Here is a 24,536-nt window from a genome sequence, read left to right as displayed (position 1 = left end):
TCTCAGTCGCCACCGGAGAGCAGAGTCATGAGCCGTTACGTAGCCCCGCTGGGCTTCACCCTCGCCGCGGCGTGGGTCGTGGTGGTCTTCGTCCTGGTCGGCGCGACCCCCTCCTGACCACGACCCCCGCTGACCACGAACCCCCGGCTCACACCAGCCGGGAGGTCCAGATCAGACTCATCGCCGCCGCGCAGATCGCCAGGAGCAGCGCGATGCCGGCGTACCACTGGGTGACCTCCCGGGCTTCGGTACGGAACCCGATCGAACTCCCCATGTCCTGGTACACCTGCTTCAGCTCGCTCACCGAGGCGGCCTCGTAGAAGAAGCCCTGGGTGGTCTCGGCCAGCTCGGCGAGCGCGAGCCGGTCCACCGGGACCCGCTGCACCTGCCCGCCGATGTCGACCTGACCCGAGTCGGTACCGAAGGCGATGGTCGATACGGGCACGTTGGCGGCCTGCGCCGCGGCGCCCGCCTCCTCCACCGACCGCCCGGCCGTGCGGAACCCGTCGGAGAGCAGCACGATCCGGGCCGGCGGGATGCCCTGGGCGCCGTCGGCCGGCACCGCTCGGATCGCCTCCAGGCAGGTGAAGACCGCCTCGCCGGTGGCGGTCGCCTCGGCCAGTACCAGCCCCTCGATGGCCTGGGTGACCGCCGGGCGGTCCTTGGTCGGCGGCACCAGCACGTTGGCGGACTTGGCGAAGGCCACCAGCCCCAGGTTGTAGCTCGGCGGCAGCTCGGCGACGAACTGCTTGGCCGCCTCCTGCGCCGCCTCCAGCCGGTTCGGCGTCACGTCGTCGGCCTCCATCGACAGCGACACGTCGATGGCGAGCATGATGGTGGCCCGTTCCAGCGGCTCCTTGGTGTCCACCGACGGGCGGGCCATCGCGGTGGACAGGATGAGCAGGCTGAGCAGCAGGGTGGTGGCGGCGGCGTGCCGGCGCCAGCCCAGCCCCTTCGGCGCGAGCGTACGCAGCAGCTCGACGTTGGTGAAACGCAGCGCGTACGTGCGGCGGTGCAGCTGACGCCAGACGTACGCCCCGGCGAGCGCGAGCACCGGCAGGACCGCCAGCAGCCACCACGGTTGCAGAAAACGGATCATCGTGTCGTCCCTCTGGTCCGGGCGTGTCGCTGGGCCGCGACGAACCGCACCATGTCCAGCAGCCAGTCGGAATCGGTGCGCAGCCGCAGGTGGGCCGCGCCGGCGGAGCGCAGCTCGTGGGCGATCGCGGCGCGCTGGGCGGCGGCCGCGGCCGCGTAGCGGCGCCGCAGTTTCGGGTTGGCGGTCTGCACCTCGTGCAGCTCACCGGTCTCCGGGTCGACGACCGCGAGCACCCCGACGTCGGGCAGCTCCAGCTCGCGCGGGTCGACGACCTCGATGGCGAGTACCTCGTGCCGGACCCCGAGCTTGCGCATCGGGCGGCCCCACTGCTCCGGCGGGGCGAGGAAGTCGGAGATCACCACGGCCATCCCGCGCCGCCGGGGCGGCCGGTTCAGCGCGTCGACCAGGGCACCCAGGTCGCTGCGGCCGGGCCGCACCGGCATCCGGGCGACGGTGCGCAGCAGCCCCTGGGCCTCCTTGCGGCCCGGCCGGGCCGGCAGCCGCAGCAGGTCCGGGCCGGTCGTGGTCAACCCCGGACCGGTGTACCGGGGGGCGCCGGTGCCGCCGCTGCCCACCACGGCGCCGATCCGGTTGCCGCCCCGTACCGTCAGGTGGGCGACCGCGGCCACGGCGGCGACCACCAGGTCGCGCTTGAGCCACCGGCCGGTGCCGAAGTCGAGGCTGGCCGAGAGGTCCACCGCCAGCCAGGTCTCCAGCTCCCGGTCCGCGACCGTACGCCGCACGTGCGGAACGGTGGTCCGGGCGGTGACCGGCCAGTCCATCCGGCGTACGTCGTCGCCGGGGCGGTACTCCCGGGACTCCCCCGCCTCGCTGCCCGGCCCCGGCAGCAGCCCGACGTAGTCGCCCTGCAGCAACCCGTCCAGCTTGCGGGTCACCAGCAGTTGCAGCCGGGACAGCACCGCCTCCGCCCGCGCCGAACCGGCGTTGGTCGCCGTGCCTCCGGTCATGCCGGCGGGCGCCCCGGCCAGGTGCCGCCCAGCGGCGGAGGCGACCCGGCACCGTTCGGCGTGGCGTCCTGCCGGGGCGCGACCGAGGGCAGCGGGATCGTCGCCATCACCCGGTCGACGACGTGGTCGGCGGGGATGTCGTCGGCCAGCGCGTCGTAGCTGAGCACCAGCCGGTGGCGCAGGATGTCCGGCGCGATGTCCTGCACGTCCTGGGGCAGCGCGTAGTCGCGGCCGCGCAGCAGGGCGAGCGCCCGGGTGGCCCGGACGATGCCGAGCGACGCGCGCGGGCTGGCGCCGTACTGGATGAGCTGGGCGACGTCCGGCATGCCGTGCTCCGCCGGGCTCCGGGTGGCGAGCACCAGTCGTACGGCGTAGTCGACCAGCGCGTTGTGCACGAAGACCCGGTCGGCCTTCTGTTGCAGGGCGACGAGTTCGACCGGGGTGAAGATCGACGACGGCTCCGGCGGGCTGACCCCCATCCGGTAGACGATCTCGCGTTCCTCGGTGTCGGTCGGGTAGCCGACCACGATCTTCATCAGGAACCGGTCCCGCTGCGCCTCGGGCAGCGGATAGACACCCTCCTGCTCGATCGGGTTCTGGGTGGCCATCACCAGGAACGGGTTCGGCACCGGGTGGGTCTGCCCACCGATCGACACCTGCCGTTCGGACATCACCTCCAGCAGCGCGGACTGCACCTTGGCCGGTGCCCGGTTGATCTCGTCGGCGAGCAGGAAGTTGACGAAGACCGGGCCGAGCTCCACGTCGAACTTCTCGCTGGACTGCCGGTAGATCCGGGTGCCGACGATGTCGGCCGGGACCAGGTCCGGGGTGAACTGGATCCGGGCGAAGGTGCCGCCGACGACCCGGGCGAGGGTCTCCACCGCGAGCGTCTTGGCCACCCCGGGTACGCCCTCCAGCAGGCAGTGGCCGCGGGCGAGCAGCGCGACGAACATCCGCTCCACCATCCGGTCCTGCCCGACGATCACCCGCTTGACCTCGAACAGCGCGCGTTCGACCAGGGTGGCGTCCTCGGCCGGGGTGGTCGTGCCCGGGGCGGGTCCGCCTCCCCCGACGTCGGTTCCAGTAGGGGCGTCGGGCGTGGTCGGCTGGGCCACCGGTCCTCCACAGCGGGGTCACGTAGCAACGAACGTCGGCGAGGTGCCGCCGTCCCAACTCTCGCACGTCCACCTCACGGACCGCGAAGGGAGAACCCGATTTCCGGCCCCGGCGGCCCGGTGGACCCGTTCCGGCGCCCGGTGATCCGTTCCGGCACCGCCGTGATCCGGGGAATCCGCCGCGCCGGGTAGACATAGAGGGGTTTTCCGTGTGTAGGATGCAGCGATCGCCGGGCGGCTCCCCCCGTGGCCGCCCGGCGGTCCTCATCTCCCGGGCGCCCTCGCGCCCTGTGGGCACCCACGCGCCGTAGACTCCCGCCGTGAGCGACGCACCCCCCATCGATCCGGTCCGGGTCTGCTCGGCCCGGGGTTGCCGGGCGGCGGCGGTCTGGGCGCTGCGCTGGAACAATCCCCGCCTGCATCCCCCGGAGCGGCGCAAGACCTGGCTCGCCTGCACCCCGCACCGGGAGTCCCTCGGCGACTTCCTCGGCGCGCGCGGGTTCCTGCGTGAGATCGCGCCGGCCGACGGATCGCCTACGCTCGACACGTGAGCGCGAAGCGAGGCGGCGGCGTATGGGACAGGACGACGACGTGAGCGGGTCCGCCGCACCCGGGCCGGCGACCGGTCCGACGGATCCGCTGGAGCCGTGGCCGGAGACCGTGCGGTGGCAGCCGGTGTCCCGGGACCTGATCTGGGTCGAGGCCCTGCGGCTGGGCATGCTGATGCTGGTGGTGGTGGTCGCCCTGGTGGTCGGCCTGGCCCTCACCGGCGACTGGGGGTTCGGCCTCGGGCTCGGCCTGGCCGTCCTGCTGACCGTCTGGCGGCTGACCGTGATCGTGCGGGCGGTACGCGCCTGGGGCTACGCCGAGCGCGACAACGACCTGCTGGTCCGGCACGGCCTGCTGGTCCGGCGGCTGTCGATCGTGCCCTACGCCCGGATGCAGTTCGTCGACGTCACCGCCGGTCCGCTGGAGCGGGCGTTCAACCTGGCCACCGTGCAGTTGCACACCGCCGCGGCGGCGAGCGACGCCCGGGTCCCCGGCCTGCGTCCCGCCGAGGCCGCCCGGCTGCGGGACCGGCTCACCGCGCTCGGTGAGGACCGGGCGGAGGGGCTGTGACCGGCGACGAGGCCACCGAACCGCGCCGGCGGCTGCACCCGCTGAGCCCGCTGTTGCAGGGCGCGAAGTCGCTGGTGGTCATCGTCGCGGCACTCTCCTGGTCGACACTCTCCCGGGTCGGGCTCGGCTGGTTCGCGGTGCTGGTCGCGGTGCTGATGCTCGGCGCCCTGGCGCTGTCGGTGGTGAGTTGGTACAACACCGGCTACCACGTGGTCGGCCGGGAACTGCGGATCCACGAGGGGCTGCTCTGGCGGCGTACCCGGGCGATCCCGCTGGAGCGGTTGCAGTCGGTGGAGGTGGTACGCCCCCTGCTGGCCCAGCTCAGCGGGCTCGCCGAACTGCGCCTGGAGGTGGTCGGCGGCGGCAAGACGGAGGCGCCGCTGGCGTACGTCACGGTGGCCGACGCGGTGGCGTTGCGTGAGCGTCTGCTGGCGCTCGCCGGCCGGGCGCCCCGGGCCGGGACGACCCTCCAGGAAGGGGCGGTACCGCCCGGGGAGGGGGCGGCGGAGGTCCCGGGCCTGCCGGCGCCGGCCGGACCGGAGACGTTGCCCCCCGCCGGCCGTCACCTGCACACGGTGTCGAACCGGGACCTGCTGGTCAGCCAGCTCCTCACCCCGCAGGCGTTCCTGCTGCCGTTCGGCGTCGCCTTCGTGCTGGTCCAGTTCTTCTCCGAGGATTCCTGGTCGTTCATCGCGGTGGCCAGCACGCTCACCGCGATGGCCGGGGTGGTGCTCCAGCCGATCCGGCGGGTCCTGGACGACTGGGGGTTCCGGCTGGACCGCGACGACGCGGCGCTGCGGGTCCGGCACGGGCTGGTGGAGACGCGCGCCCAGACCGTGCCGCTGGACCGGTTGCAGGCGATCGTGGCGACCTGGCCGCTGCTCTGGCGGATGAAGGGGTGGCTGCGGCTGCGCCTCTCGGTGGCCGGCTACTCCGTCGGCGAGCTGGACGAGCGGGCCCACCCGGACCGGCTGCTGCCGGTCGGTGACCTGGCCACCGCCCAGATGATCATGGCCGAGGTGTTGCCCGGAGTGTCGATCACCGGTGTGCTGACCCCGCCGCCGTCCCGGGCCCGCTGGGTGCATCCGCTGTCCCAACCGGCGCTCGGGGCCGGCCTGTCGGCGCGGGTCTTCGCGGTGCGTTCCGGGCTGCTGACCCGCGAACTCGTCGTCGTGCCGTACGCGCGGATCCAGAGCGTACGGGTGGTGCAGGGGCCGTTGCAGCGCCGGCTGCGGCTGGCCACCGTGCACGCCGACACGGCGGGCGGCCGGGGTGCCTCGGCCGTGGACCGCGACGTGCACGAGGCGTGGGCCCTGGCGGCGGAGCTCACCGCCCGGGCCCGGGCCGCCCGGATCAGCGGCCGACGCTGAGCGCCTTCTCCGGCCCGGGCCCCGACGACGTGCCGGGGTCGGAGTCGTCCGGATCCGGTCCCGGCGCCGGTTCCGCCGCCGCCTCGGGTCCCGCCGACCGCCGCCGGGCCTTCCGCGCCGCCCACCACCGCTCGCCGAGCCCGACGGCGAGGAAGGTCAGCCCGACGTACGCCCAGCCGACCAGCACGTCGATCACGTAGTGCTCACCGGAGTAGACCAGCGTGAAGGTCATCGCCAGCGGGTAGCTCAACAGCAGCGGCCACCAGCGCCGCCGAGTCTCGCGCAGGAAGAAGACGACGACGAAGAGCGCGAACGCGGTGTGCAGCGACGGCATCGCGGCGACCGGGTTGGAGGCGATCTGGCCGGCGTTGAGCAGGTTGCCGGCCCCATGCATGCCGAACTCCTTCCACCCGCGGGTGGAGATCCGGGCGACCTCCTCCAGCATCCCGTACTGGGCGGCCCACCACGGGGGCGCCGCCGGGTAGAGGAAGTAGGTCACCAGCCCGCTGGCGCAGAGGAACGCCCAGCGGCGCATGAACGCCGCCCAGCGGGCCCGCTCGCGCAGCCAGAGCACCACCGCGGCGGTCAGGGCCACCACGAAGTGCGAGAAGTAGACCCAGCTGACGATCACGTCCCACCAGTGGATGCCGGCCGGGTCGTAGAGGCGCTGCTGCAACCAGACGGTCGGCACCTGGCCGTCCATGGCCCAGCCGAACATCCAGCGGTCGGCGGCGATCAGCTCCACCGCGTGCGGGGTCGCCCCGTTGTCGGCGAAGCCGCGGGACAGGTTGTAGGCGGCCAACAGCACCACCACCGGCAGCCAGTCCCGGACGAAGCGCAGGTGGGAGCGCCACGGCCGGTCGCTGTGCCAGGCGATGGTGGCGGCCCAGAGCCAGGCGAAGGCGTAGAGCGGATCGGTGGGAAGCCCGATCAGCAGCCAGCCGGCGACGAAGGCCACCGACCAGATGGACATGGCGACGAACCGCCGGCGGCGCGGCGCGTCCGGGGACGCGGGACCGGGTGGCGGGGTGGGCGAGGTTTCTGTGACGGTACCGAGCATCGCCGTCCAGGTTAACGGCGCACCAATAGCGAGTTGTGGGAGGGACGATGCCGGAGCGTCGGGCGGTCCCGCCAGCCGCCGGACCGGGGTCCCCGGCGCGGCTCAGGCGCCGAGGCAGACGAACCCGGCCGCGGCCGTGAGCTGGGCGGGGTCCTCCGGATCGGCGGCCGCCCGGGCCGCCGCGAGCGCCACGGCCGGCTCGGCGCCCCGGCGCAACCCGGCGTGGAAGGCCCGCATCAGCGTTTCGGTGGCGGCGTCGGGCACCGCCACCGCGGTCGCCACCACGGTGCGGGTGCCGAGCGCGAGCAGCGCCGAGGAGAGCCCGAGCAACTCGTCCCCGGCCCGCACGGCGGCGACCCCGGACTGGCAGGCGGGCAGGACGACGGTACGGGGTGCCGCGTCCAACCGTTCCAGGTCGTACACGGTCAGCGGACCGTCGGTGAGCCGCAGCGCGGAGAACAGCGGGTTGTCGACCCGCAGCAGCCCGTGCGCGGCGAGATGGGCCAGCGCCGCCCCGTCCATCGCCGACAGTACGGCCGGCACCGTGGCCCCGGCACCGTCGAGCAGCCGGGCCCGCGGGTACGACCGGCTCAGCTCCGCGACCTCGCGCCGGGCCGCCGGCAGGCCGGGGCCGGCGACGAAGACGGCGGGGCCGCCGCCCGTGCCGTCCCGGCCCGCCGCCCCCACCGCGTCCCGGCCACCCGGTGCCGGCGGGGCCGCGGCCCGGACGGCGCGCAACCAGACCGCCGCCGACGGCGCCACCGTGATCGGCCGCCGGACCAGGCCGGGCAGCAGTCCCCACGGCACCGAGTGCAGCTCGCCGGTGGGGACGATGACCAGGGGGCGGTCCCCGATCTCGGCCCGCACCGGGTCGAGCAGCATCGCATCCAGCGCCCGGCCCGCGGCGAGGGCGGCGGCCCGCACCCGGTCCAGCCCCTGCACGGTGCCGAAGCCGTGGGCCAGCCGGCGCAGCGCGAAGTGCGCGGCCTCCACCTGAACCGTGACCGCGGCCGGCGCGGCGACGTCCCGGAGCCGGCAGCCGGTCGCACCGATCGTCACCGCGAGCAGCCGGCCGTGGTGCCGGACGTACTCCACCAGCACCGCGTCGCCCAGTGCCGCGACGAGGGTGGCCCGGTGCGGCGGCGGCGCTCCGGGGCGGTGCAGCGGGCTCCGCGCGGTGCGGCTGAGCCGGACCACCGCCAGCTCCGCCGCCGCCGCCCGCGCCGCGCTCGGCACCTCGGCCGTCCCGGTGTCGGCGCCGATCGACCGCGCCGCCGTGATCCGGCGCAGTTCGGCCAGCGCGGCGGCGAGTTCGGGCTCGTCCGGCGGGCGAACCGGGCGCAGCCGCAGGGCGCGGGCCCGCCACCGCTCGGCCCAGGCGAGCACCCGGACCGGATCGCCGGATCCGACCACCAGGTTGAACCCCTCCGCCGCGAGTTCGGCGCCGAACGCGGCCACGTGCACGCGCATCTCGGTGGCCCCCAGCACCGCCTGGGCCTGCTCGACGAGCCGGAGACCCGCGCGGAGCGCGGCGAGCGCACCCCGCCGGTCCCCGTCGGCCAGTCGGCGAGCCGCCTGCGTGTGCCACCAGCGCACCCGCAGCTCCAGCGCCCCGGCGTCCCGCGCCCGGCCGGCCCGGGCCAGTTGCTGGTCCGCCACCGCCAGCTCGCCGAGGGCCAGCGCGGCCCGGGCGGCGACCAGCCGGGCGTCGTACGCCGCCAGCGGCCAGCCCGCCGCGGCGAGGGCGTCGGCGCAGCGCTCGGCCGCCCGGACCAGTTCCCGGCCGGTGGGCATCCCAGGCCCGCCCCGCCGTCCGGTGACGGCGCCACCGGCGTCGGCGGCCCGCAGCGCCACCAACTGGGCCAGCAGCGCCCAGCCGGGACGGGCCTGCCGGGCGAACATCACCCGGGCCGCCTCGGCCTCCCGGGCGGCCCGGACCGGCTGCCCGTCCGCCGCCGCCGCCTCGGCGAGCACGAGCTGGCACTCCGCCAGGTCGGCCTCGCGCCCGGCCGCCCGCAGCGCCGCCGCGGCACCGGCGGCGGTACGCAGCGCTTCGGCGGTCAGCCCGACCCAGAGCAGGACCTGGCAGCGGTTGAGCAGCAGGTGGGGTCGCGGGGCCTCGTTGCGCGGATGCGCCGCCTCGGCCCGTTCGTAGCTGGCCAGCGCGGTCGAGGCGTCCCCGCGCCGCGCGGCCACCGTCGCAAGGTTCCACTGCGCGTCGGCGGCGAACCGGTCCATTCCGAGTTCCGCGTAGAGCTGGCTGGCCCGGACCAGGTCCGCCTCGGCCGCCCGGAGGTCGCCCCGGTGTCCGTACAGCAGTCCCCGGTTGTTGCGGGCGCGGGCCTCCCAGAGTGCGTCTCCGGCCCGCCGCAGCGTGGGGATCACCTCGGCGTACGCCGCCAGCGCCTCGTCCAGGCGCCCGGTCCGTTGCAGGATCAGCGCCCGCTGCCCGGCGAGCCGGGTCGCGGGCAGCCCGCGCAGGGTCGCCGCTGCCCGGTCGGCCTGGGCCAGCGCGGCTCGCGATCGCCCCCGGTCGAGCAGGATGAACGCCAGGGTCATCCGCGCCTCGGCGCCGGCCTGGACGCCCTGGTCCGGTGCCTCCTCGGCCGGGTCGCAAGGCGGCGGTTGGGCGGCCGGGTCGCCGGGCGGTGGGGCGACCCGGTCGCCGGGCGGTGGGGCGGCCGAGTCGGCGGTGGGCGGCTCCGGGTCGGCGCGCCCGGCCGGCCTCCGCCGGCGCCACCTCGGTCCGGCGTCGGCGGCCTCGCGCACCGCGGCCCGGGCCCGGCGCTCGGCGGCGGCCAGGTCGCCGATCTCGCGCAGCGCCAGCGCGGCGGCCCGGTGCGCGACGGCCCGGGCGGCGGCGTACCGGCCGGATCCCCGCCGCTCGTCCGGGGCGCCGGGGTCGGTCTCCCGGATCAGGTCGTCGGCGAGCGCGAGCGCCCGACGCGGGTCCCGGCCGACCTCGGCCAGCACCGTGCCGGCGTGCGCCAGCGCCGCCTCCGGGTCCCGGGCCGGCGCCGGCCCGCCGAGTTCCTCCGACGGCCGGGCGGCCGGCACCGGACCCGGCCCGCCCGCCGGCACCGGCACGGCGGAACTGTCCGGTGGCAGCGTCGCGCGGGTCACCGCCGGGCCCGCCACAGCGGGTCACCGGGCCGCACCCGTCCGCTCACCCGGAGATCCACCCGGTCCGTACCGGGGTGCCGTCGGCGATCGTGACCCGCACCCGCAGCGGGCCGGGCGGCAGCTCCGGCATCCCGAACCAGCCCTGGGCGTCCAGCACGGCGCCGCGCTCCCCCTCGGGCGTTTCCACTCCGACCGCACCGGACGCGCCGGTGACCAGGCCGCGCAGGGTGCGACCGGCAGAGCGGGACGGTCCGGTCGACTCCGGCGGCGTCTCGATCTGGAGTTCGATCTGGACGGACCCGTACTCGAAGGAGAGCAGCCGGATCGTCTCGTCGCCCCGGACGAGCTGCCCCGGCGTCACCTCGGAGTCGGCGACCAGCTCGGCCAGCTCCTCGTCCAGCCGCAGTGTCGACAGCGCCGACCGGCCGGTTGCCAGGACCAGCTCCGGCGGCGGATCGGCCGACCGCGCGATCCGGCGCAGTTCCGCCATCAGCAGGTCGTCGTCGGCCGGCACCGGGTACGTCTCGTCGTCGCTCATCGTCGCCCTCCCGGTTCCGCGTCCAGCAGGCCCTCGCCGCGCAGCACCTGACGCAGCCGGCCGAGACAGCGCTGCCGGGCCGGGCCGATGCTGCCGACCGGCATGCCCAACGCCGCCGCAACCGCCGCGTACGACGGGGGTGGCGAGACCGTCAGGGCCCGCAACAGTCGTTGGCAGGCCGCCGGGAGCGCCTCCAACGCGCGCCAGAGCGCCGCGTCCCGCTCGGTGAGCAGCAGCCCCGAGTCGATCGGCGGGGTGTCGGCGGGCAGGTCGGCGAGCAGGTCGTCCACCCCGGTCGGCTGCTCGCGCCGGCGGAGCAGGTGCAGGCACTCCCGCCGTACGGTGGTGGACAGCCAGCTCGGCAGCCGCTCGGGATCGTCGATCCGGCCGAGCCATTCCACCAGACGCAGCCAGGTGAGCTGCACCGCGTCCGCGGCGTCGGCGGTGTCCAGCCGATAGCCCCGGGCGATCGACCAGAGCAGTGGGGTGTACCGGGTGACCAGCGCGTCCCAGGCCGCCTGGTCGCCGTCGCGCGCGGCGGCCAGCAACGCCGTCAGATCCACATCGAGGTCCGCCGCCACCTCGATCCCTCCGTGCCATCGGCCGCCGTCAGTGGGCGGCACTGGATCCGCCCAGCTTAGGTAGTCGAGCCGGTGCGACGTAAGTAGTTTCCGGTCCGGTCCGGCCGATGCCCACAAACCGGCAGGAGCGTGTCGGAAATGTGACCGTCACCCTGTATCAGGCCGGCGCCGGCCCGCCTCCACCAAGGGACACCGAGGTTCATCCCCTTCTCGTCATCCCACAACCAGGAGGCCGAGCACGATGCTCACCAGCCGCTCGAACGGCCACTTGCCGCCGCTGCACCGCTCCGGCCGTCGACGCGACCCGCTCGCGAGCCTGAGCGTCCGGGAACGCGAGGTGCTGGCGCTGATCGCCGAGGGACTGTCCAACCAGGCCATCTGCGAGATCCTCTACCTGGCGCCGAAGACCGTCGAGGCACACGTACGCAACATCTTCACCCGGCTCGACCTCGCCCCCGCGCCCGACACTCACCGGCGAGTGCTGGCCGCGCTGGCCTATCTGCGCGGCACGGCGGAGTCGGCCGCGCGGTGAGTTCCGGTGGCCACCCCTGCCGGGGTGGCCACCGGCCCGCCCGTTCCCGGGCGGGCCGCCGCACCGTCCGTCCACTCAGCGCCCGGCGAGCCGCGCCGACGGCCACCGGGTGAGGTCGAGGGCCGCACCGGTGCCGTCCGGGTTCTTCGGAACGAACAGCCGGGCGGGCCCGTTCGGGGCCCAGTGCGGATACGGCAGTTCGTCCAGGAACGCGGCGGCGAGGTCGGCCGGCCGCACCCCCTCCCCGGCGCTGGCCACCCGGCGGGCGATCTCGGCGGCGACCAGTGGCGCCGCGAACGAGGTACCGCTCCACCGGGCCGCGCCGGTGAACCGGCGCCCCTGGGTGTCCGGCCAGGTGTCGAGGTAGTAGCTGACCACGTCCCGGCCCGGGGCGTGGACGTTCACCCAGGGTTCCCGGGCGCTGAAGTCCGCCGGCTCGGGCGCGCCGCCGGTGGTGTCGCACGCGCCGACGGCGATCACCCCGTCGAGGGCGGCCGGCCAGAACTTCCGGCCGGCGTACTCCGGCCGCCGGCCGGTGTTGCCCGCCGCGGCGACCACCACCCGGCCGGCACGGAGCACCCGCCGTACCGCACTGGCCAGGGTGGTCGGCGTCTCGTCCCCGTCGGTGTAGCCACCGAGGGAGAGATTGACCACCGGGGCCCGGGTCTCGGCGAGGGTGGCCGCGATGAGGGCCTCCTCGCCCTCGCCGGTCGCGTGCAGTACCGCGCCGACCTCCTTGCCCACGCCCCGGGCGACCCGACTGACCAGCCCGCAGATGAACAGCCCGTGGCCGGCCTGGGCGTCGAGCTTGTCGTCCCCGTTCTCGTCGACCGGGCTGCCGATGCTGGTGTTCACCGGGTGCCGGTAGACGATCTCCGACGCGAGCCACGTGTGCAGGCTCGCCCAGTTCTCCGGCATCGGGGTGTCGAGCACGGCCAGGTGCGCCCGACCGTTGGCCGGCGCGCTGGACGTCGCCGCGATCGCCGGGCCGGGCTCCGCCGCCGGTGGACCGTCCGGGCCACCGTGATAGATGTCCTCGCCGAAGAAGACGTGGTTCAGGTGTACGCCGGCACCGCGCGCCCGCAGCTCCCGGACGATCTGGTGCAGCTCGGCGCGGCGCTCGTTGACCACCCAGAGCCGGGTGGGCAGCCCCTGCGCGGCCAGCCGCCCGTTGAGGTTCTCGTAGACGGGACCGCGGGACCGGCCCCGCCAGTCGTCGTTCCGGCCGTAGACGTGCGGTTCGGCCGAGACCCCGAGCCCGGCCAGCAGATCCGGCAGTTCGGGCACCAACCCGACGTCGACGAGCAGATTGTCCGGGCGGTACCAGCCGTCGTCGCCGCGGGTCACCGGTGATGCCGCCCGCTCCGGCTCCCATTCGCCATCTGGATGCATGACCGCTCCTTGTCTGAGGCGATGAATCCCGTGTTCGTCCGGTGCTCCTGGATGCGTGCCGGTACCTGGACCGGCCAGCTGAGGTGGTTGCCCGCCCATGGTGCCGTGCTCACGCCAGCCTGACGGACGGCGACCGGTGGGCACATCATGGCTAGCCCTGAGGCGGCGCGGCGGGCCGCAGGGTCGGCCGAGCCCGCCCCGGCCGTCCTGGTGCTCGACCGGGCGGGTCGCCAGCGGCCAGCACGGCGGCCGCCCGCCGACCAGCGGGAGAATCACCAGGCCAGCGGCCGGGTGCGTCAGACGTGCGGCGCGGTCCCGACCGCCTAGGCTCTGCGGCATGGAGCAGTACCCACCCGTGGGGCACGAACGGCCCACGGGACGGCGACGACGCGTGGAACAGGAGCAGCCGGTGCGGCAGGAGTCACCCGAGGAGCGGCGGTCCGAGGCCGGCTTCTCCCCCGGCCTGACCAACCAGGTCGAGCTGGTCGTCACCGAGGCGGACACGGCGCAGGCGGTCGGCTCGGGTGACGTACCGGTGCTGGGTACGCCCCGGGTTCTCGCCCTCGCCGAGGCGGCGACCGTGGCGGCGACCGCGACCGTGCTGCCGGCCGGGATGACCACCGTCGGGCGACGGGTGGAGCTGGACCACCGGGTGCCGACCCCGGTCGGCCGGACGGTCGTGGCCCAGGCCCGGCTGGCCAAGGTCGACGGACGGCGGCTGCTCTTCGAGGTGACCGTGACCGAGGGGACGACCACGATCGCGGACGGCCGGGTCGAGCGGGCCCTGGTCGACCGGCACCGCTTCGTGGAACGGGCCCTGCGGCCGTCATGAGCACCGTCTTCACCGAGATCGCCGACCGGGTGTACCTGCTCCGGCAGCCGATGCTCGACGTCAACGTGACCCTCGTGGTCGGCGACGGCGAGGCGCTGGTGGTGGACACCCTCTCCACCGCCGGTCAGGCCGCCGAGCTGGTCGCCGCCGCCCGGGCGGTCACCCCGGCCCCGTTGACCGTGGTCAACACCCACCACCACTTCGACCACTGCTTCGGCAACGCCACGATCGCCGGCGACCCGCCCCGGCCGGTCTACGCGCACGAGGCGGCCGTCGCGCTGCTGCGGGAGCGTCCCCAGCTGGTGCGCCGGCAGGCGTACGAGGAGATGCTGCCCAGCGCCCCCGAACTGGCCGCCGAACTGGCCCGGACGCCGCTGCTGGCGCCCACCCACGTGGTACAGCGGGAAACCATCCTGGACCTTGGCGGGCGACCGGTGACGCTGCGCCACCTCGGGCGGGGGCACACCGACGGCGACCTGGTGGTGCACGTGCCCGACGCCCAGGTGCTGGTCGTCGGTGACCTGGTCGAGGAGAGCGGGCCGCTGGCCTTCGACGACGGCTACCCGCTGGAGTGGGCGGAGACGCTGGACCAGATGCTGCGCCTGATCACCCCGGACACCGCGGTGGTACCGGGGCACGGCTCGGTGGTCGGGCCCGACTTCGTCCGTGCCCAGCACGAGTCGCTGGTCACGCTCGGGTGGCTGATCCGGGACGGGCACCGGAACAGGTCGCTGGTCGAGCGGGTCGCCGAGTGCGCCCCGTTCACCCCGGAGGCGGCGCTGACCGCCGTGCAGCGCGGGTACGCCGAGCTGACCAACGGCGTGTGAGCGACCGGTGACCGCCGGACCGGCACGGTAGCGGCGGGCTCCGGCCGGCGGCGGGCTGGCGGCGCCCCGGCGGCGGGCTCCGGTCGGGGAGCGGCCGGCGGAGGCGGCGGGCTACGGTCGGGGGCGGCCGGCGGCGCCCGCCGGAGGCGGCGGGCTCAGGTGGGGAAGCGGCGGGCCACGTCGGCGCGGGTGGGCATCGCGACCGCGCCGCCGCGCGACTCGCAGACCAGCCCGGCCACCCGGACCGCGAAGCCGACCCGCTGGCGCCAGCCTTCCAGGTCGGCCGGCGGGCCGTCGGCGAGCAGGTCGGCGATGAGCGCCGCCATCACCGAGTCCCCCGCCCCGGTCGCGTCGACCGCCTCGACCGCCGGCGCGGGGACCGACACCGGATCCCCGTCCGTCCCCGCCGCGACCAGCGCCCCGCGCGCCCCGCAGGTCACCACGACCGTACTGGCGCCCAGGTCGCGCAGGCGTCCCGCCGCCGCCTCGGGCGACCCGTCGCCGTAGAGCACCTCCGCGTCGGCGGTGCTCAGCTTCACCAGGTCGGCGGAGGCGGCGAACTCGGCCACCACCTCCCGCAGCTCGACCCGCGCGGCGGCATCGGCCAGCAGCCGGGGCCGTACGTTGGGGTCGAAGACCCGCCGACCGGTGGCCAGCGCCCAGGCTCGGCGGGTGGCGGCGAGCACCGGCGGGCAGAGCAGCGCGATCGAGCCGGCATAGAGCACGGCCGCACCCTCGATCAGGGGTACGTCGAGATCGTCGGGACCGAGCAGCCCGTAGGACGGCGGCGTCCCGTAGAACCGGAAGTCCGGCTCGGCCCCGGCGAAGGTGACCACCCCGAGGGTGGTCGGCGCCCCGGTCGTCAGCACCGCGCGCTGGCCCACCCCGCTGGTGGTGAGCAGTTCGCGGATCCGGCCGGCGAGGACGTCGTCGCCGAGCGACCCGACGAACTCCACCGTCGCGCCGAGCCGGGCCGCACCCACGGCGACGTTGAGCGGCGCACCGCCGACCGCCTGCCGGTAGACCCGTTCCCCCGCGCACTCGCCGTCCAGCAGGTCGACCAGTGCCTCGCCGAGCACCACCGCGTATCCCATGCCGCCAGCATGCCCGGTCCGGGCGTCACCGGAGACAGGTACCCTGACATCGAGCTTCGCCTATTGCGCGCGCCCCTGATCCGTGGTGCGATAACGGTACCGAGCCAGCGCGGGGGCTGACGCGCTGTGCCGGGTGCCGGCAGGGTCACGCGTGGGGCACACATCCGTGATCGGACTGTGCACCGGGTCGCCGGCTGCCCTCCACCGCTTCCAGCCCACCACCCCCGTTGAGGGCGGACCTCCGATCTCGCGACCATCCTCCGGCTGCGGCGCCCGTACTCGCGGGCCCACCGCAGCCTCTTCGCACCCTCTCCGCAGCGTCGGGAAGTTCCGCTGCGGCACCGCCCCACTAAGGAGAACCTCGGTGAAACGTCTTCGCAGGATCGCGGTGCTCGGCGCCGCGGCCGCGCTCGCCGCCGGTGCCATCACGGTGGTCACTTCCGCTCCCGCCGCCGCGCACGGCGCCGCCATGGCGCCGGGCAGCCGTACCTTCCTCTGCTACAAGGACGGGAAGAGCCCGACCGGGCAGATCATCCCGCAGAACCCGGCCTGCGCGGCGGCCGTCGCTCAGAGCGGCGCCAACACGCTGTACAACTGGTTCAGCGTGCTCCGCTCGGACGCGGGCGGCCGGACCACCGGTTTCGTGCCGGACGGCCAGCTCTGCAGCGGCGGCAACAGCAGCTTCAGCGGCTTCAACCTGGCCCGCAACGACTGGCCGTTGACCCACCTGACCGCCGGCGGGAACTTCAGCTTCAAGTACAGCAACTGGGCCCACCACCCCGGCACGTTCTACTTCTACGTGACGAAGGACAGTTGGAGCCCGACCCGGGCGCTGGCCTGGAGCGACCTGGAAGAGCCGTTCCTGACCGTCACCAACCCGCCGCAGAGCGGCGCGGTCGGCAGCGAGGAGGGCCACTACTACTTCAGCGGCCGGCTGCCCACCGGCAAGAGCGGGAAGCACATCATCTACTCCCGGTGGGTCCGCTCGGACAGCCAGGAGAACTTCTTCGGCTGCTCCGACGTGGTCTTCGACGGCGGCAACGGCGAGGTGACCGGGATCGGCTCGGGTGCCAACCCGGGAAACCCGCCCACCACGCCGCCGGGCAACCCGCCGACGACCCCGCCGGGCGGCTCGGCCGGCTGCGCCGCCGCGTACCGGCTCACCGGTAACTGGAGCGGTGGCTTCCAGGCCGAGGTGACGGTCACTAACTCCGGGACCTCCGCGCTGAGCGGCTGGACCACCCAGTGGACCTGGGCCAACGGCCAGACGATCGGCAGCCTGTGGAACGCCTCCTTCACCCAGAGCGGAAGCTCGGTGACGGTCCGCAGTTCCGGCCACAACGGAAACCTGGCCCCCGGGGCGAGCGCCACGTTCGGCTTCACCGGCAGCGCCACCGGCACCAACGCGGTACCGGCGCTGACCTGCACCAGTTCGTAGCCCTCACCGCGCACGACGGGCCCGGCGCCGCCCGGCGCCGGGCCCGTCCGCGGGTGTTAGGAGGGGGCCCTTCCTATACAAAAAGCGATAAGAAGGGGCCCTTCCTTACACTTCAGTAGACCATCGAGCCGACGACGGGCTTGGTGAGCAGGGCCGACTGGTTGCGCTGGATGCCCGGGTCGAGCGTGCGGGCGACGAAGATCGCGTGCCAGATGCAGAAGATCAGCACCGTCCAGACCTTGCGGGAGTGGTCGGCCTCCTCCCGCTTGTGCTCCTCCAGCAGCCGCATCGCGTACGACAGGTCCAGCAGCTCCCCGGCGCCGGAGATGGAGAAGATGTGCCGGGCCCACTCGTACATCTCGCCGCGCAGCCAGACCCGGGTCGGGGTCGGGAAGCCCAGCTTGCGCCGGTTGACGATGGCCGGCGGCACCACGCCCTGCAACGCCTGCCGCATCGCGTACTTGGTGGCGTCGGAGCGCGGCGGCAGCTTCAGGTCCACCGGGATCCCGGCGGCGATCTCGAAGACCTCCCGGTCCAGGAACGGCACCCGCACCTCCAGCGAGTGCGCCATGGAGATCCGGTCGGCCTTCACCAGGATGTCGCCGCGCAGCCAGGTGTAGAGGTCGACGTACTGCATCTTGGTGACGTCGTCCAGCTCGGTGCACTCGGCGTAGATCGGCGCGGTGACGTCGGTGTAGCGCACCGAGGGGTCGTAGCGGCGCAGCAGCTGCTGCTTCTCCTCCTCGGTGAACATCCGCGCGTTGCCGTAGTAGCGCTCCTCGATCGGGGTGGTGCCGCGCTCCAGGAAGCTCTTGCCCTTGACCCCCTGCGGGATCGCCTTGGAGACCGCGCGCAGGCCCTTCTGCACGCCGCCGGGCAGCCCGTTGACCGCGCCGAGCGAGAGCGGCTCCCGGTAGATCGTGTAGCCGCCGAAGAACTCGTCCGCGCCCTCACCGGAGAGCACCACCGTGACGTGCTCGGCGGCCTTCTTGGCGACGAAGTAGAGCGGCACCAGGGCCGGGTCGGCCACCGGGTCGTCCAGGTGCCACACGATCTTGGGCAGCGCCTCGATCATGTCCTGCGGCCCGATCTTCGTCGGGATGGTGGTGACCTCCAGGTGCCGGGCCGACTCCTGGGCCACCTCGATCTCGGAGTAGCCGGGTACGTCGTAGCCGACCGTGAAGGTCAGGATGTTCGGGTTGAACTCCCGGGCCAGCGCCACCACGGCGGTCGAGTCGATGCCGCTGGACAGGAACGCCCCGACCGGCACGTCGGCGCGCATGTGCATCCGTACGCTCTCCCGCAGCGTCTCCCGGATGCTGTGGTAGAGCTTCTGCTCGTCGCTGACCGGGGCGGGCCGGAACACCGGCCGGTACCAGCGGCGCACCTCGATCTGACCGCCCGGCGACCAGGTCAGGTACTCCCCCGACCCGATCCGCTTGATCCCCTGGTGCAGGGTGCCGGGCTCCGGGACGTACTGCAGGGTGAGGTAGTGGGAGAGGCTCGCGGTGTCCACCCCCGCGTCGCCGGCGTGCGCCGAGGGCGCGAACGGCAGCAGCGCCTTCTTCTCCGACGCCAGGTAGACCCCGTCGCGGGTCTGGAGGTAGTGCAGCGGCTTGATCCCGAAGTAGTCCCGGGCGCCGAAGGCCCGCCGCTCCTGCCGGTCCCAGATCACGAAGGAGAACATCCCGCGCAGCCGGGTGAGCACCTGCTCGCCCCAGTAGTGGAAGCCGGCGACGATCACCTCGCCGTCGCCCTGGGTCGCGAACTGCGCCCCGTAGGTGCGGGCCAACTCCTCGCGCAGCTCGATGTAGTTGTAGATCTCGCCGTTGAAGGTCAACAGGTAGCGGCCACCCGCGTACGGCAGCGGCTCGTGGCTGAGCGCCACGTCGATGATCGACAACCGCTTGTGGGCGAAGACGGCGTCGGCGTACCCGTCCGGGGTACCGATCACTTCGACGCCGGTCTCGTCCGGCCCTCGGTGGTGCAGGCATTCCAACGCGCCGGCCAGAGCGTCTCGATGCGCGCCGGCGTTGCCGTGCGCGCTGAAAAAGGCCAGGAGTCCGCACATGGCGGTCATCTTTCCACGCGGGCCTGCCCCGCGTGCCGGCACCGCCGCGACAGCACCGCCGCCGCTGGCACGGTACCGTCGCAGGCCTGCCCGGAGGTCGTGTCGGCGGCCCCCGGCGAGGTACGGTCGGAACAGCCAGGAGCGGGAGGAGCGGCGATGTCGCAGGAGCGGGACGAGGTCACGGCGGAACCGGCGCGGACCGAGTCGCACGACCCCGACTTCCCGGAGAAGTTCCTGACCTTCATGCGGCAGGGTTGGCGGGACAGCGCCCTTCCGGTCGGCCCCCGGCCGGAGGTGCCCAACCACGCCAAGCGGCGCGCCGCCGTCTCCTCGGCGTTCCCCGGCGAGACGCTGGTGATCCCCACCGGCCCCGAGAAGGTGCGCGCCAACGACACCGGCTACCCCTTCCGGCCCGGCAGCGACTTCGTCTACCTGACCGGTGACCACGACCCGGACAGCGTGCTGGTGCTCCGCCCGAACGGCGCCGGCCACGACGCCGTGCTCTACATGCGGCCCCGCTCCTCCCGGGAGAACGACGAGTTCTTCCGCAGCCGCGACGGTGAGCTCTGGGTCGGTCGCCGGCACACGTTGACCGAGAAGTCGACCGAGCTCGGTGTGGAGACGGCGCCGCTGACCGAGCTGCCGGCCGCGCTGGCCGACTGCCCGCCGGGGCGTACCCGGGTGCTGCGCGGGCTGGACCCGTCGGTGGACGCGGCGGTGCGCCCGTACGAGCCGGCCCGGACCGGCGGCGACCAGGAGGCGGCACCGCCGCTGGGCCGGGACCGCGAGCTCGGCGCACTGATCGCCGAGCTGAAGCTCGTCAAGGACGAGTGGGAGATCGCGCAGCTCCAGGACGCGATCGACGCGACCGTACGCGGCTTCGAGGACGTGGCCCGGGTGCTGCCGGCCGACCGGCCGGTCTCGGAGCGGCTGCTGGAGGGGGTCTTCGGGCTCCGTGCCCGGCACGACGGCAACGACGTGGGCTACGGCTCGATCGTCGGCTCCGGGGAGCACGCGACGATCCTGCACTGGGTCCGCAACACCGGCATCACCCGCCCGGGTGACCTGCTGCTGATGGACATGGGCGTGGAGGGGCGCAACCTCTACACCGCCGACGTCACCCGGGTGCTGCCGGTCTCCGGCACCTTCAGCCCGCTGCAACGCCAGGTCTACGACATCGTGTACGCCTCGCAGCAGGCCGGGATCGAGTTCATCCGCCCCGGGGTGGCCTTCAAGGAGGTGCACCGCACCTGCATGCGGGTGCTCGCCGAGGGCCTCGCCGATCTTGGCCTGCTGCCGGTCAGCGTGGAGGAGGCGATGGACGAGGAGTCGATGGTCTACCGCCGCTGGACCCTGCACGGCTTCGGGCACATGCTCGGGATCGACGTGCACGACTGCTCGCTGGCCCGCAAGGAGCGCTACCGCGACGGCGAACTCGGCGAGGGCTACGTGCTCACCGTCGAGCCGGGGCTCTACTTCCAGCCCGAGGACGACCTGGTCCCCGAGGAGCTGCGCGGCATCGGGATCCGGATCGAGGACGACGTACTGGTCACCGCGGACGGGGCCGTCAACCTGTCGGCGGGGCTGCCCCGCACCGCCGACGAGGTCGAGGCCTGGCTGGACACCCAGCGCGCCGCCGGCCCCCGGCTGCCCGGCTGACCCGACCGGACCACTACCGGGACCTCCGCTGACCGGATCGCCGCGACGGCTTCACGACCGGTCCCGGACGTCGTCGTTGGTCAGCAACGCGCGGGCCAGCGGCGTCAGGGTGTGATGGGCCGCCTTGCCGTGCCGGGTGGTCCGGAGCAGCCCGGCGTCCCGCAGCACGCTGGCATGCTGTGAGGCCGACGGGGTGCTGATCCCGGCCCGGCGGGCCAGGTCGGTGGTGTTCGCCCCCGCCCGGGCCGCCCGCAGCACCGCCGCCCGGGACCGGCCGAGCAGCGCGGTCAACGGATCACCGGTGGCCGGGCCGCCCCGGTGCGCGTACGCCGGAACCGGCCGGTGCCCGACGGGCCTCGGCCGGCGGACGGGATAGACCACGACGGCGGACTCCGGCCGCCCACCCACCCAGACCTGCCGGGCGAAGACCGACGGCACCAGCAGCAGCCCGCTGCCCTCCGGCCGCAGGTCGAGTTCGACGCCGGACGCCACGGTCAGCACCGGGTTGCGCCAGTCGGCCCACGGGTCGAGCATGGCCAGCAGCGCCTCCACCCCGCCGGTGGCCAACGCGCGGCCGCGCTCCCCCACGTCCAGCCGGACCAGCGGCTCCCACGCCGCCAACTCGGCCGCAACGCACCGGTCGTGGTACCCCCGCAGGGCCGCCACCAGGGTCGCGGCCCGGCCCACGGAGGCGTCGAGCAGCCGCGCCAGCGCCCCGTCCAGGCCACGGTCCACCGGCAGCGGGGCGAGCAGGTTGGCCGGCTGCCGGGCGGCGCCGGTCACCGCGGCCGGTGACGGGGCGCCGCCGGCCGGCCGGTGCAGCTCACGCAGCCAACGGCCCAGTTCCGGGCCGGCCGCCGGCGCGGGGACCCCGGAGGGCCGCGCACCGGAGAGGCTGATGAAGACCTCGTGCAGCGGCAGCGGAGCCGGCGCGATCCGGGTACGGGCGATGTCCTCCGCGCCGAGCCAGATCCGGATCACCACCCACCTCCCGAGGCCGTTGTCTGATCACGAAACGCCCTCGCCGGCCCGCCCAGTTGTCGCCCCAACGGACGGTTTGGGCCCAGTCAAAAGCATTGCCGGTCGACCCGGATCGGCTCCTAACTGTTGGGGATCGGCTGGTATCCGTCGGCCAGCACGACTTCTCGACAGGAGGCTCCATGCGGGTGCGCAGACGTGTGGTCTGGACGGCGGCGGCGCTGGCCGCCGCCCTCGGCGCCACGGCGTGCGGTGGCGGCAGCGGGGACAGCGGCACCACGGACGGCGGCGACGTCGTCCGGATCGGCATCGCGGAGCCGCGGCACCTCGTCCCCTCGAACGCCACCGAGAGCGCCGGGGCCCAGGTGCTCGCCGCGCTGTACACCCCGCTGGTGGAGTTCGACGCGGACAAGAGGCCGTACGAGGTGGCGGCCGAGTCGATCGAGTCCGCCGACAACCGGGTCTGGACCGTGAAACTCAAGGACGGGTTCACCTTCCACAACGGCGAACCGGTCGTCGCCGACAGCTACCTCAACGCCTGGAACCACGCCGCGTACGGGCCCAACGGCAACGGCGGTGGGTACTTCTTCGAGCAGATCCAGGGCTACGACGACATGCAGTCGGAGGACCCGGACGGCGAGGGGCCGCAGAAGGCGCCGACCCCGAAGGCCCGGAAGCTGACCGGCCTGCGGAAGGTCGACAACCAGACCTTCACCATCACCCTCGCCGGGCCGTTCGCCGAGTTCGAGTCGGTGCTCGGCTACCACGTCTTCTCCCCGCTGCCGAACGCCGCCTGGTCCTCCGACGGCGTCCTGAAGGAGGACTTCGAACAGGCCCCGATCGGCAACGGCCCGTTCAAGATGAAGGGCACCTGGGAGCACGACTCGAAGATCGAGGTCGAGCGCTACGACGCCTACCCGGGCGACAAGCCGAAGGTCCGGGGCGTCCGGTTCGGCATCTACCAGCAGTTGCCCACCCAGTACGCGGACCTGGTCGCCGGCAACGTCGACGTGGTGCCGACGGTGCCGACCGAGAACCTCAGCAACGCGCCGGCCGACCTCGGCGACCGTTTCAAGAAGAGCCCCTTCTCCTCGTTCCAGTTCCTGGCGTTCCCGACGTACCAGCCGGAGTTCGCCAAGCCGGAGGTGCGCAAGGCGATCTCGATGGCGATCGACCGGGACGAGATCGTCAAGAGTGTCTTCAAGGACTCGCAGACCTCCGCCCGGGCCTTCGTGTCACCGGTGGTGGCCGGCGCCCGGCCGGACACCTGCGGCGAGGCGTGCCAGTTCGATCCGGCCAGGGCCAGGGCCGCGTACCAGGCCGCGGGCGGGTCTGCGCGACTCCAGATCTCGTACAACGGCGACGGCGGTCACCAGGCCTGGATCGAGGCCACCTGCAACCAGCTCCGGACCAACCTCGGGGTGGAGTGCGTCGCGACCCCCGAGTCCAAGTTCGCCGACCTGCTGGAGAAGGTGGAGCGGCGGACCCCGGTCGGCATGTTCCGGATGGCCTGGACGATGGACTACCCGTCGATGCAGAACTACCTGGGTCCGCTCTACGGCACCGACGGCTCGTCCAACTACTACGGCTACCGCAACCCCGACTTCGACCGGCTGGTGCGGGAGGGGGTGCGGGCACCCAACCAGGCGGAGGCGATCAAGAAGTACCAGCAGGCCGAGGAGATCCTGGTCCGGGACATGCCGGTGATCCCGCTCCGGTTCGGCCAGAACAACTTCGGGCACTCCGAGCGGGTCCGCGACGTCGAGTTGGATCTGTTCGGCCGGGTCGACCTGCTGAAGATCCGGACCACCGGCTGACCGGGGTGGGCCGTCCGTCGGCGGCCGCCGGGTGACCGGTGGCCGCCGGCGAACCGCACCGGGGATCAGGTGCCCGCCCCGGCCGGGCGGTCAGGACGCCGCGTCCGGCCCGACGGTCACCGGCCCACCGGCGGGGTCGTCGACCCAGTGGCCCGGATGCGCGCGCCGGAACTCGTCCAGCGCCTCGCGCGTCCGGGCCCGAATCCCCACCCAGGCACCGTCGTCATGCAGCAGGATCTCCGAGTTCGCGTACCAGCGGCTGGGGCCGTGCTCGTCCGGATAGCGCGGAAAGGGTAGTCGGGTCAGCCCGGCGACCAGCGCCGCCGGCTCGCCGGCCTCCTGGTCCCGGCCGTCGCTCATCGCCCCGCCCCCCTCGACGCTCTCCCACAGCACCAGCTCCACGCAGGTGAGCGAGAAGCGGTCGAGGAAGGGCGTCCACCCCTCGTGCTCCGGGTCCAGCATCGGGGTATACGTGCGCGTCGGCGGGTCCGGCTCCGTCGGATCCGCCAGGGACACACCGGTGAAGGCGACGCCCTGGTGCGCGGCGCGGAACACCAGGATCTGGTCGGCGGCGTCGTACTCCAGCTCGTCCGGTGCGTAGAGGAGGCCGTTCTCACTGGTCAGGTCGGCACGCCGGCCGAACAGCCGGTACGCCTCGCGGACCGCGGCCGGCAGCCGCACCCCGAGTCGGGCCTCGGCGGCGTCGAGTTCCGCCTCGCCGACCCCGTCGGTGTCGAGGACGGGGGTGGACCAGTGCACCGCGAAGTCGCGGATGAACCGCCACGCGGCGGCCCGGTCGGGCAGCTCGCCGAGGCCGCGTACAAGATCGAAGCTGTCGGGCATTCGACGATCCTAGGTGGACACGCACCCGACGCGGTCCGCCGACCGGATCATGCCGTCGGGGGCCGGCGGCACGAGAAGCG

Annotated in this window: 20 protein-coding genes and 1 pseudogene; 9 read left to right on the top strand and 12 right to left on the bottom strand. The window is 74.0% G+C overall.

The genetic code is table 11. From position 1 onward, the window contains the following. Nucleotides 1-148: 148 nt before the first annotated feature. From ACQEUR_RS17890 to ACQEUR_RS17880, 3 genes are read right to left on the bottom strand one after another with little or no spacing between them, the layout of a single operon-like run. On the bottom strand, nt 149-1,099 hold the full coding sequence (locus ACQEUR_RS17890; protein ID WP_433032161.1) for a VWA domain-containing protein: 951 nt from the start codon (nt 1,097-1,099) through the stop codon (nt 149-151). Beyond that, the gene (locus ACQEUR_RS17885) at nt 1,096-2,067 is read right to left on the bottom strand and encodes a DUF58 domain-containing protein (RefSeq protein ID WP_433032158.1); all 972 of its coding nucleotides are present in this window, start codon (nt 2,065-2,067) and stop codon (nt 1,096-1,098) included. Before ACQEUR_RS17885 ends, ACQEUR_RS17890 begins: the two co-directional genes overlap by 4 nt. Beyond that, nucleotides 2,064-3,182, bottom strand: a complete 1,119-nt coding sequence (locus ACQEUR_RS17880; RefSeq protein ID WP_433032155.1) for an AAA family ATPase — start codon at nt 3,180-3,182, stop codon at nt 2,064-2,066. The genes ACQEUR_RS17885 and ACQEUR_RS17880 overlap by 4 nt, the downstream gene beginning before the upstream one ends. 320 nt (nt 3,183-3,502) lie before the next feature. Between ACQEUR_RS17880 and ACQEUR_RS17875 the strand changes: the two genes are divergently transcribed. The 3 genes from ACQEUR_RS17875 to ACQEUR_RS17865 are packed head-to-tail and all read left to right on the top strand — an operon-like array spanning nt 3,503 to nt 5,671. Further along, the gene (locus tag ACQEUR_RS17875; protein WP_433032153.1) at nt 3,503-3,733 is read left to right on the top strand and encodes a hypothetical protein; all 231 of its coding nucleotides are present in this window, start codon (nt 3,503-3,505) and stop codon (nt 3,731-3,733) included. 22 nt (nt 3,734-3,755) lie between these two features. Continuing rightward, nucleotides 3,756-4,301, top strand: a complete 546-nt coding sequence (locus ACQEUR_RS17870; RefSeq protein WP_433032150.1) for a PH domain-containing protein — start codon at nt 3,756-3,758, stop codon at nt 4,299-4,301. Then, the gene (locus ACQEUR_RS17865; protein WP_433032147.1) at nt 4,298-5,671 is read left to right on the top strand and encodes a PH domain-containing protein; all 1,374 of its coding nucleotides are present in this window, start codon (nt 4,298-4,300) and stop codon (nt 5,669-5,671) included. Before ACQEUR_RS17870 ends, ACQEUR_RS17865 begins: the two co-directional genes overlap by 4 nt. Here the strand turns inward: ACQEUR_RS17865 and ACQEUR_RS17860 are convergent. From ACQEUR_RS17860 to ACQEUR_RS17845, 4 genes are all read right to left on the bottom strand, one after another. Next, a complete protein-coding gene (locus tag ACQEUR_RS17860; protein WP_433032144.1) occupies nt 5,655-6,731 on the bottom strand; it encodes a phosphatase PAP2 family protein in 1,077 nt (358 codons plus the stop codon). The genes ACQEUR_RS17865 and ACQEUR_RS17860 overlap by 17 nt on opposite strands. Nucleotides 6,732-6,833: 102 nt before the next feature. Then, nucleotides 6,834-9,818, bottom strand: coding sequence for a CHAT domain-containing protein (locus ACQEUR_RS17855; RefSeq protein WP_433032141.1), 2,985 nt, complete (start codon nt 9,816-9,818; stop codon nt 6,834-6,836). Between the two features lie 79 nt (nt 9,819-9,897). Further along, on the bottom strand, nt 9,898-10,392 hold the full coding sequence (locus ACQEUR_RS17850; RefSeq protein WP_433032138.1) for a hypothetical protein: 495 nt from the start codon (nt 10,390-10,392) through the stop codon (nt 9,898-9,900). Further along, a complete protein-coding gene (locus ACQEUR_RS17845; protein WP_433032135.1) occupies nt 10,389-10,973 on the bottom strand; it encodes an RNA polymerase sigma factor in 585 nt (194 codons plus the stop codon). Before ACQEUR_RS17845 ends, ACQEUR_RS17850 begins: the two co-directional genes overlap by 4 nt. 292 nt (nt 10,974-11,265) lie before the next feature. Between ACQEUR_RS17845 and ACQEUR_RS17840 the strand changes: the two are divergent. Continuing rightward, a pseudogene (locus tag ACQEUR_RS17840) lies at nt 11,266-11,505 on the top strand (helix-turn-helix domain-containing protein); the annotation flags it as partial. A 75-nt stretch (nt 11,506-11,580) separates the two neighbouring features. Here the strand turns inward: ACQEUR_RS17840 and ACQEUR_RS17835 are convergent. Further along, the gene (locus ACQEUR_RS17835) at nt 11,581-12,897 is read right to left on the bottom strand and encodes a S8 family peptidase (RefSeq protein ID WP_433032133.1); all 1,317 of its coding nucleotides are present in this window, start codon (nt 12,895-12,897) and stop codon (nt 11,581-11,583) included. A 409-nt stretch (nt 12,898-13,306) separates the two neighbouring features. On the opposite strand from ACQEUR_RS17835, the gene ACQEUR_RS17830 reads away from it, so the two are divergent. Together ACQEUR_RS17830 and ACQEUR_RS17825 are read left to right on the top strand one after the other, a co-directional pair. Then, complete coding sequence (locus ACQEUR_RS17830) at nt 13,307-13,729, top strand: thioesterase family protein (protein WP_433032220.1); 423 nt, start codon at nt 13,307-13,309, stop codon at nt 13,727-13,729. After that, complete coding sequence (locus ACQEUR_RS17825) at nt 13,726-14,556, top strand: MBL fold metallo-hydrolase (RefSeq protein WP_433032130.1); 831 nt, start codon at nt 13,726-13,728, stop codon at nt 14,554-14,556. Before ACQEUR_RS17830 ends, ACQEUR_RS17825 begins: the two co-directional genes overlap by 4 nt. 155 nt (nt 14,557-14,711) lie before the next feature. On the opposite strand, the gene ACQEUR_RS17820 is transcribed toward ACQEUR_RS17825, so the two are convergent. Then, nucleotides 14,712-15,650 (bottom strand): carbohydrate kinase family protein, encoded by a 939-nt coding sequence (locus tag ACQEUR_RS17820; RefSeq protein WP_433032127.1) that lies wholly within the window; start codon nt 15,648-15,650, stop codon nt 14,712-14,714. A gap of 364 nt (nt 15,651-16,014) precedes the next feature. Here ACQEUR_RS17820 and ACQEUR_RS17815 point away from each other — a divergent pair, with 364 nt between their 5' ends. Next, the gene (locus ACQEUR_RS17815; protein WP_433032124.1) at nt 16,015-17,088 is read left to right on the top strand and encodes a lytic polysaccharide monooxygenase auxiliary activity family 9 protein; all 1,074 of its coding nucleotides are present in this window, start codon (nt 16,015-16,017) and stop codon (nt 17,086-17,088) included. A 112-nt stretch (nt 17,089-17,200) separates the two neighbouring features. Here the strand turns inward: ACQEUR_RS17815 and asnB are convergent, their stop codons facing one another. Beyond that, nucleotides 17,201-19,159, bottom strand: coding sequence for an asparagine synthase (glutamine-hydrolyzing) (gene asnB / locus ACQEUR_RS17810; protein ID WP_433032121.1), 1,959 nt, complete (start codon nt 19,157-19,159; stop codon nt 17,201-17,203). A 156-nt stretch (nt 19,160-19,315) separates the two neighbouring features. Between asnB and ACQEUR_RS17805 the strand changes: the two genes are divergently transcribed. Then, nucleotides 19,316-20,818 carry an aminopeptidase P family protein gene (locus ACQEUR_RS17805; RefSeq protein ID WP_433032119.1) on the top strand — a complete coding sequence of 501 codons (1,503 nt, stop codon included), beginning with the start codon at nt 19,316-19,318 and terminating at the stop codon, nt 20,816-20,818. A 51-nt stretch (nt 20,819-20,869) separates the two neighbouring features. Here the strand turns inward: ACQEUR_RS17805 and ACQEUR_RS17800 are convergent, their stop codons facing one another. Further along, a complete protein-coding gene (locus tag ACQEUR_RS17800; protein ID WP_433032116.1) occupies nt 20,870-21,799 on the bottom strand; it encodes an ArsR/SmtB family transcription factor in 930 nt (309 codons plus the stop codon). 179 nt (nt 21,800-21,978) lie between these two features. On the opposite strand from ACQEUR_RS17800, the gene ACQEUR_RS17795 reads away from it, so the two are divergent. Beyond that, nucleotides 21,979-23,613, top strand: a complete 1,635-nt coding sequence (locus ACQEUR_RS17795; protein ID WP_433032113.1) for a peptide ABC transporter substrate-binding protein — start codon at nt 21,979-21,981, stop codon at nt 23,611-23,613. 90 nt (nt 23,614-23,703) lie between these two features. On the opposite strand, the gene ACQEUR_RS17790 is transcribed toward ACQEUR_RS17795, so the two are convergent. Next, nucleotides 23,704-24,456, bottom strand: a complete 753-nt coding sequence (locus ACQEUR_RS17790; RefSeq protein WP_433032111.1) for a hypothetical protein — start codon at nt 24,454-24,456, stop codon at nt 23,704-23,706. Nucleotides 24,457-24,536 lie beyond the last annotated feature (80 nt).

Source organism: Plantactinospora sp. CA-290183 (assembly GCF_050936375.1).
Lineage (GTDB): Bacteria > Actinomycetota > Actinomycetes > Mycobacteriales > Micromonosporaceae > Plantactinospora.
The sequence above is the reverse complement of the archived record's forward strand: the minus strand, read 5'-3'. Positions and strand labels throughout refer to the sequence as shown.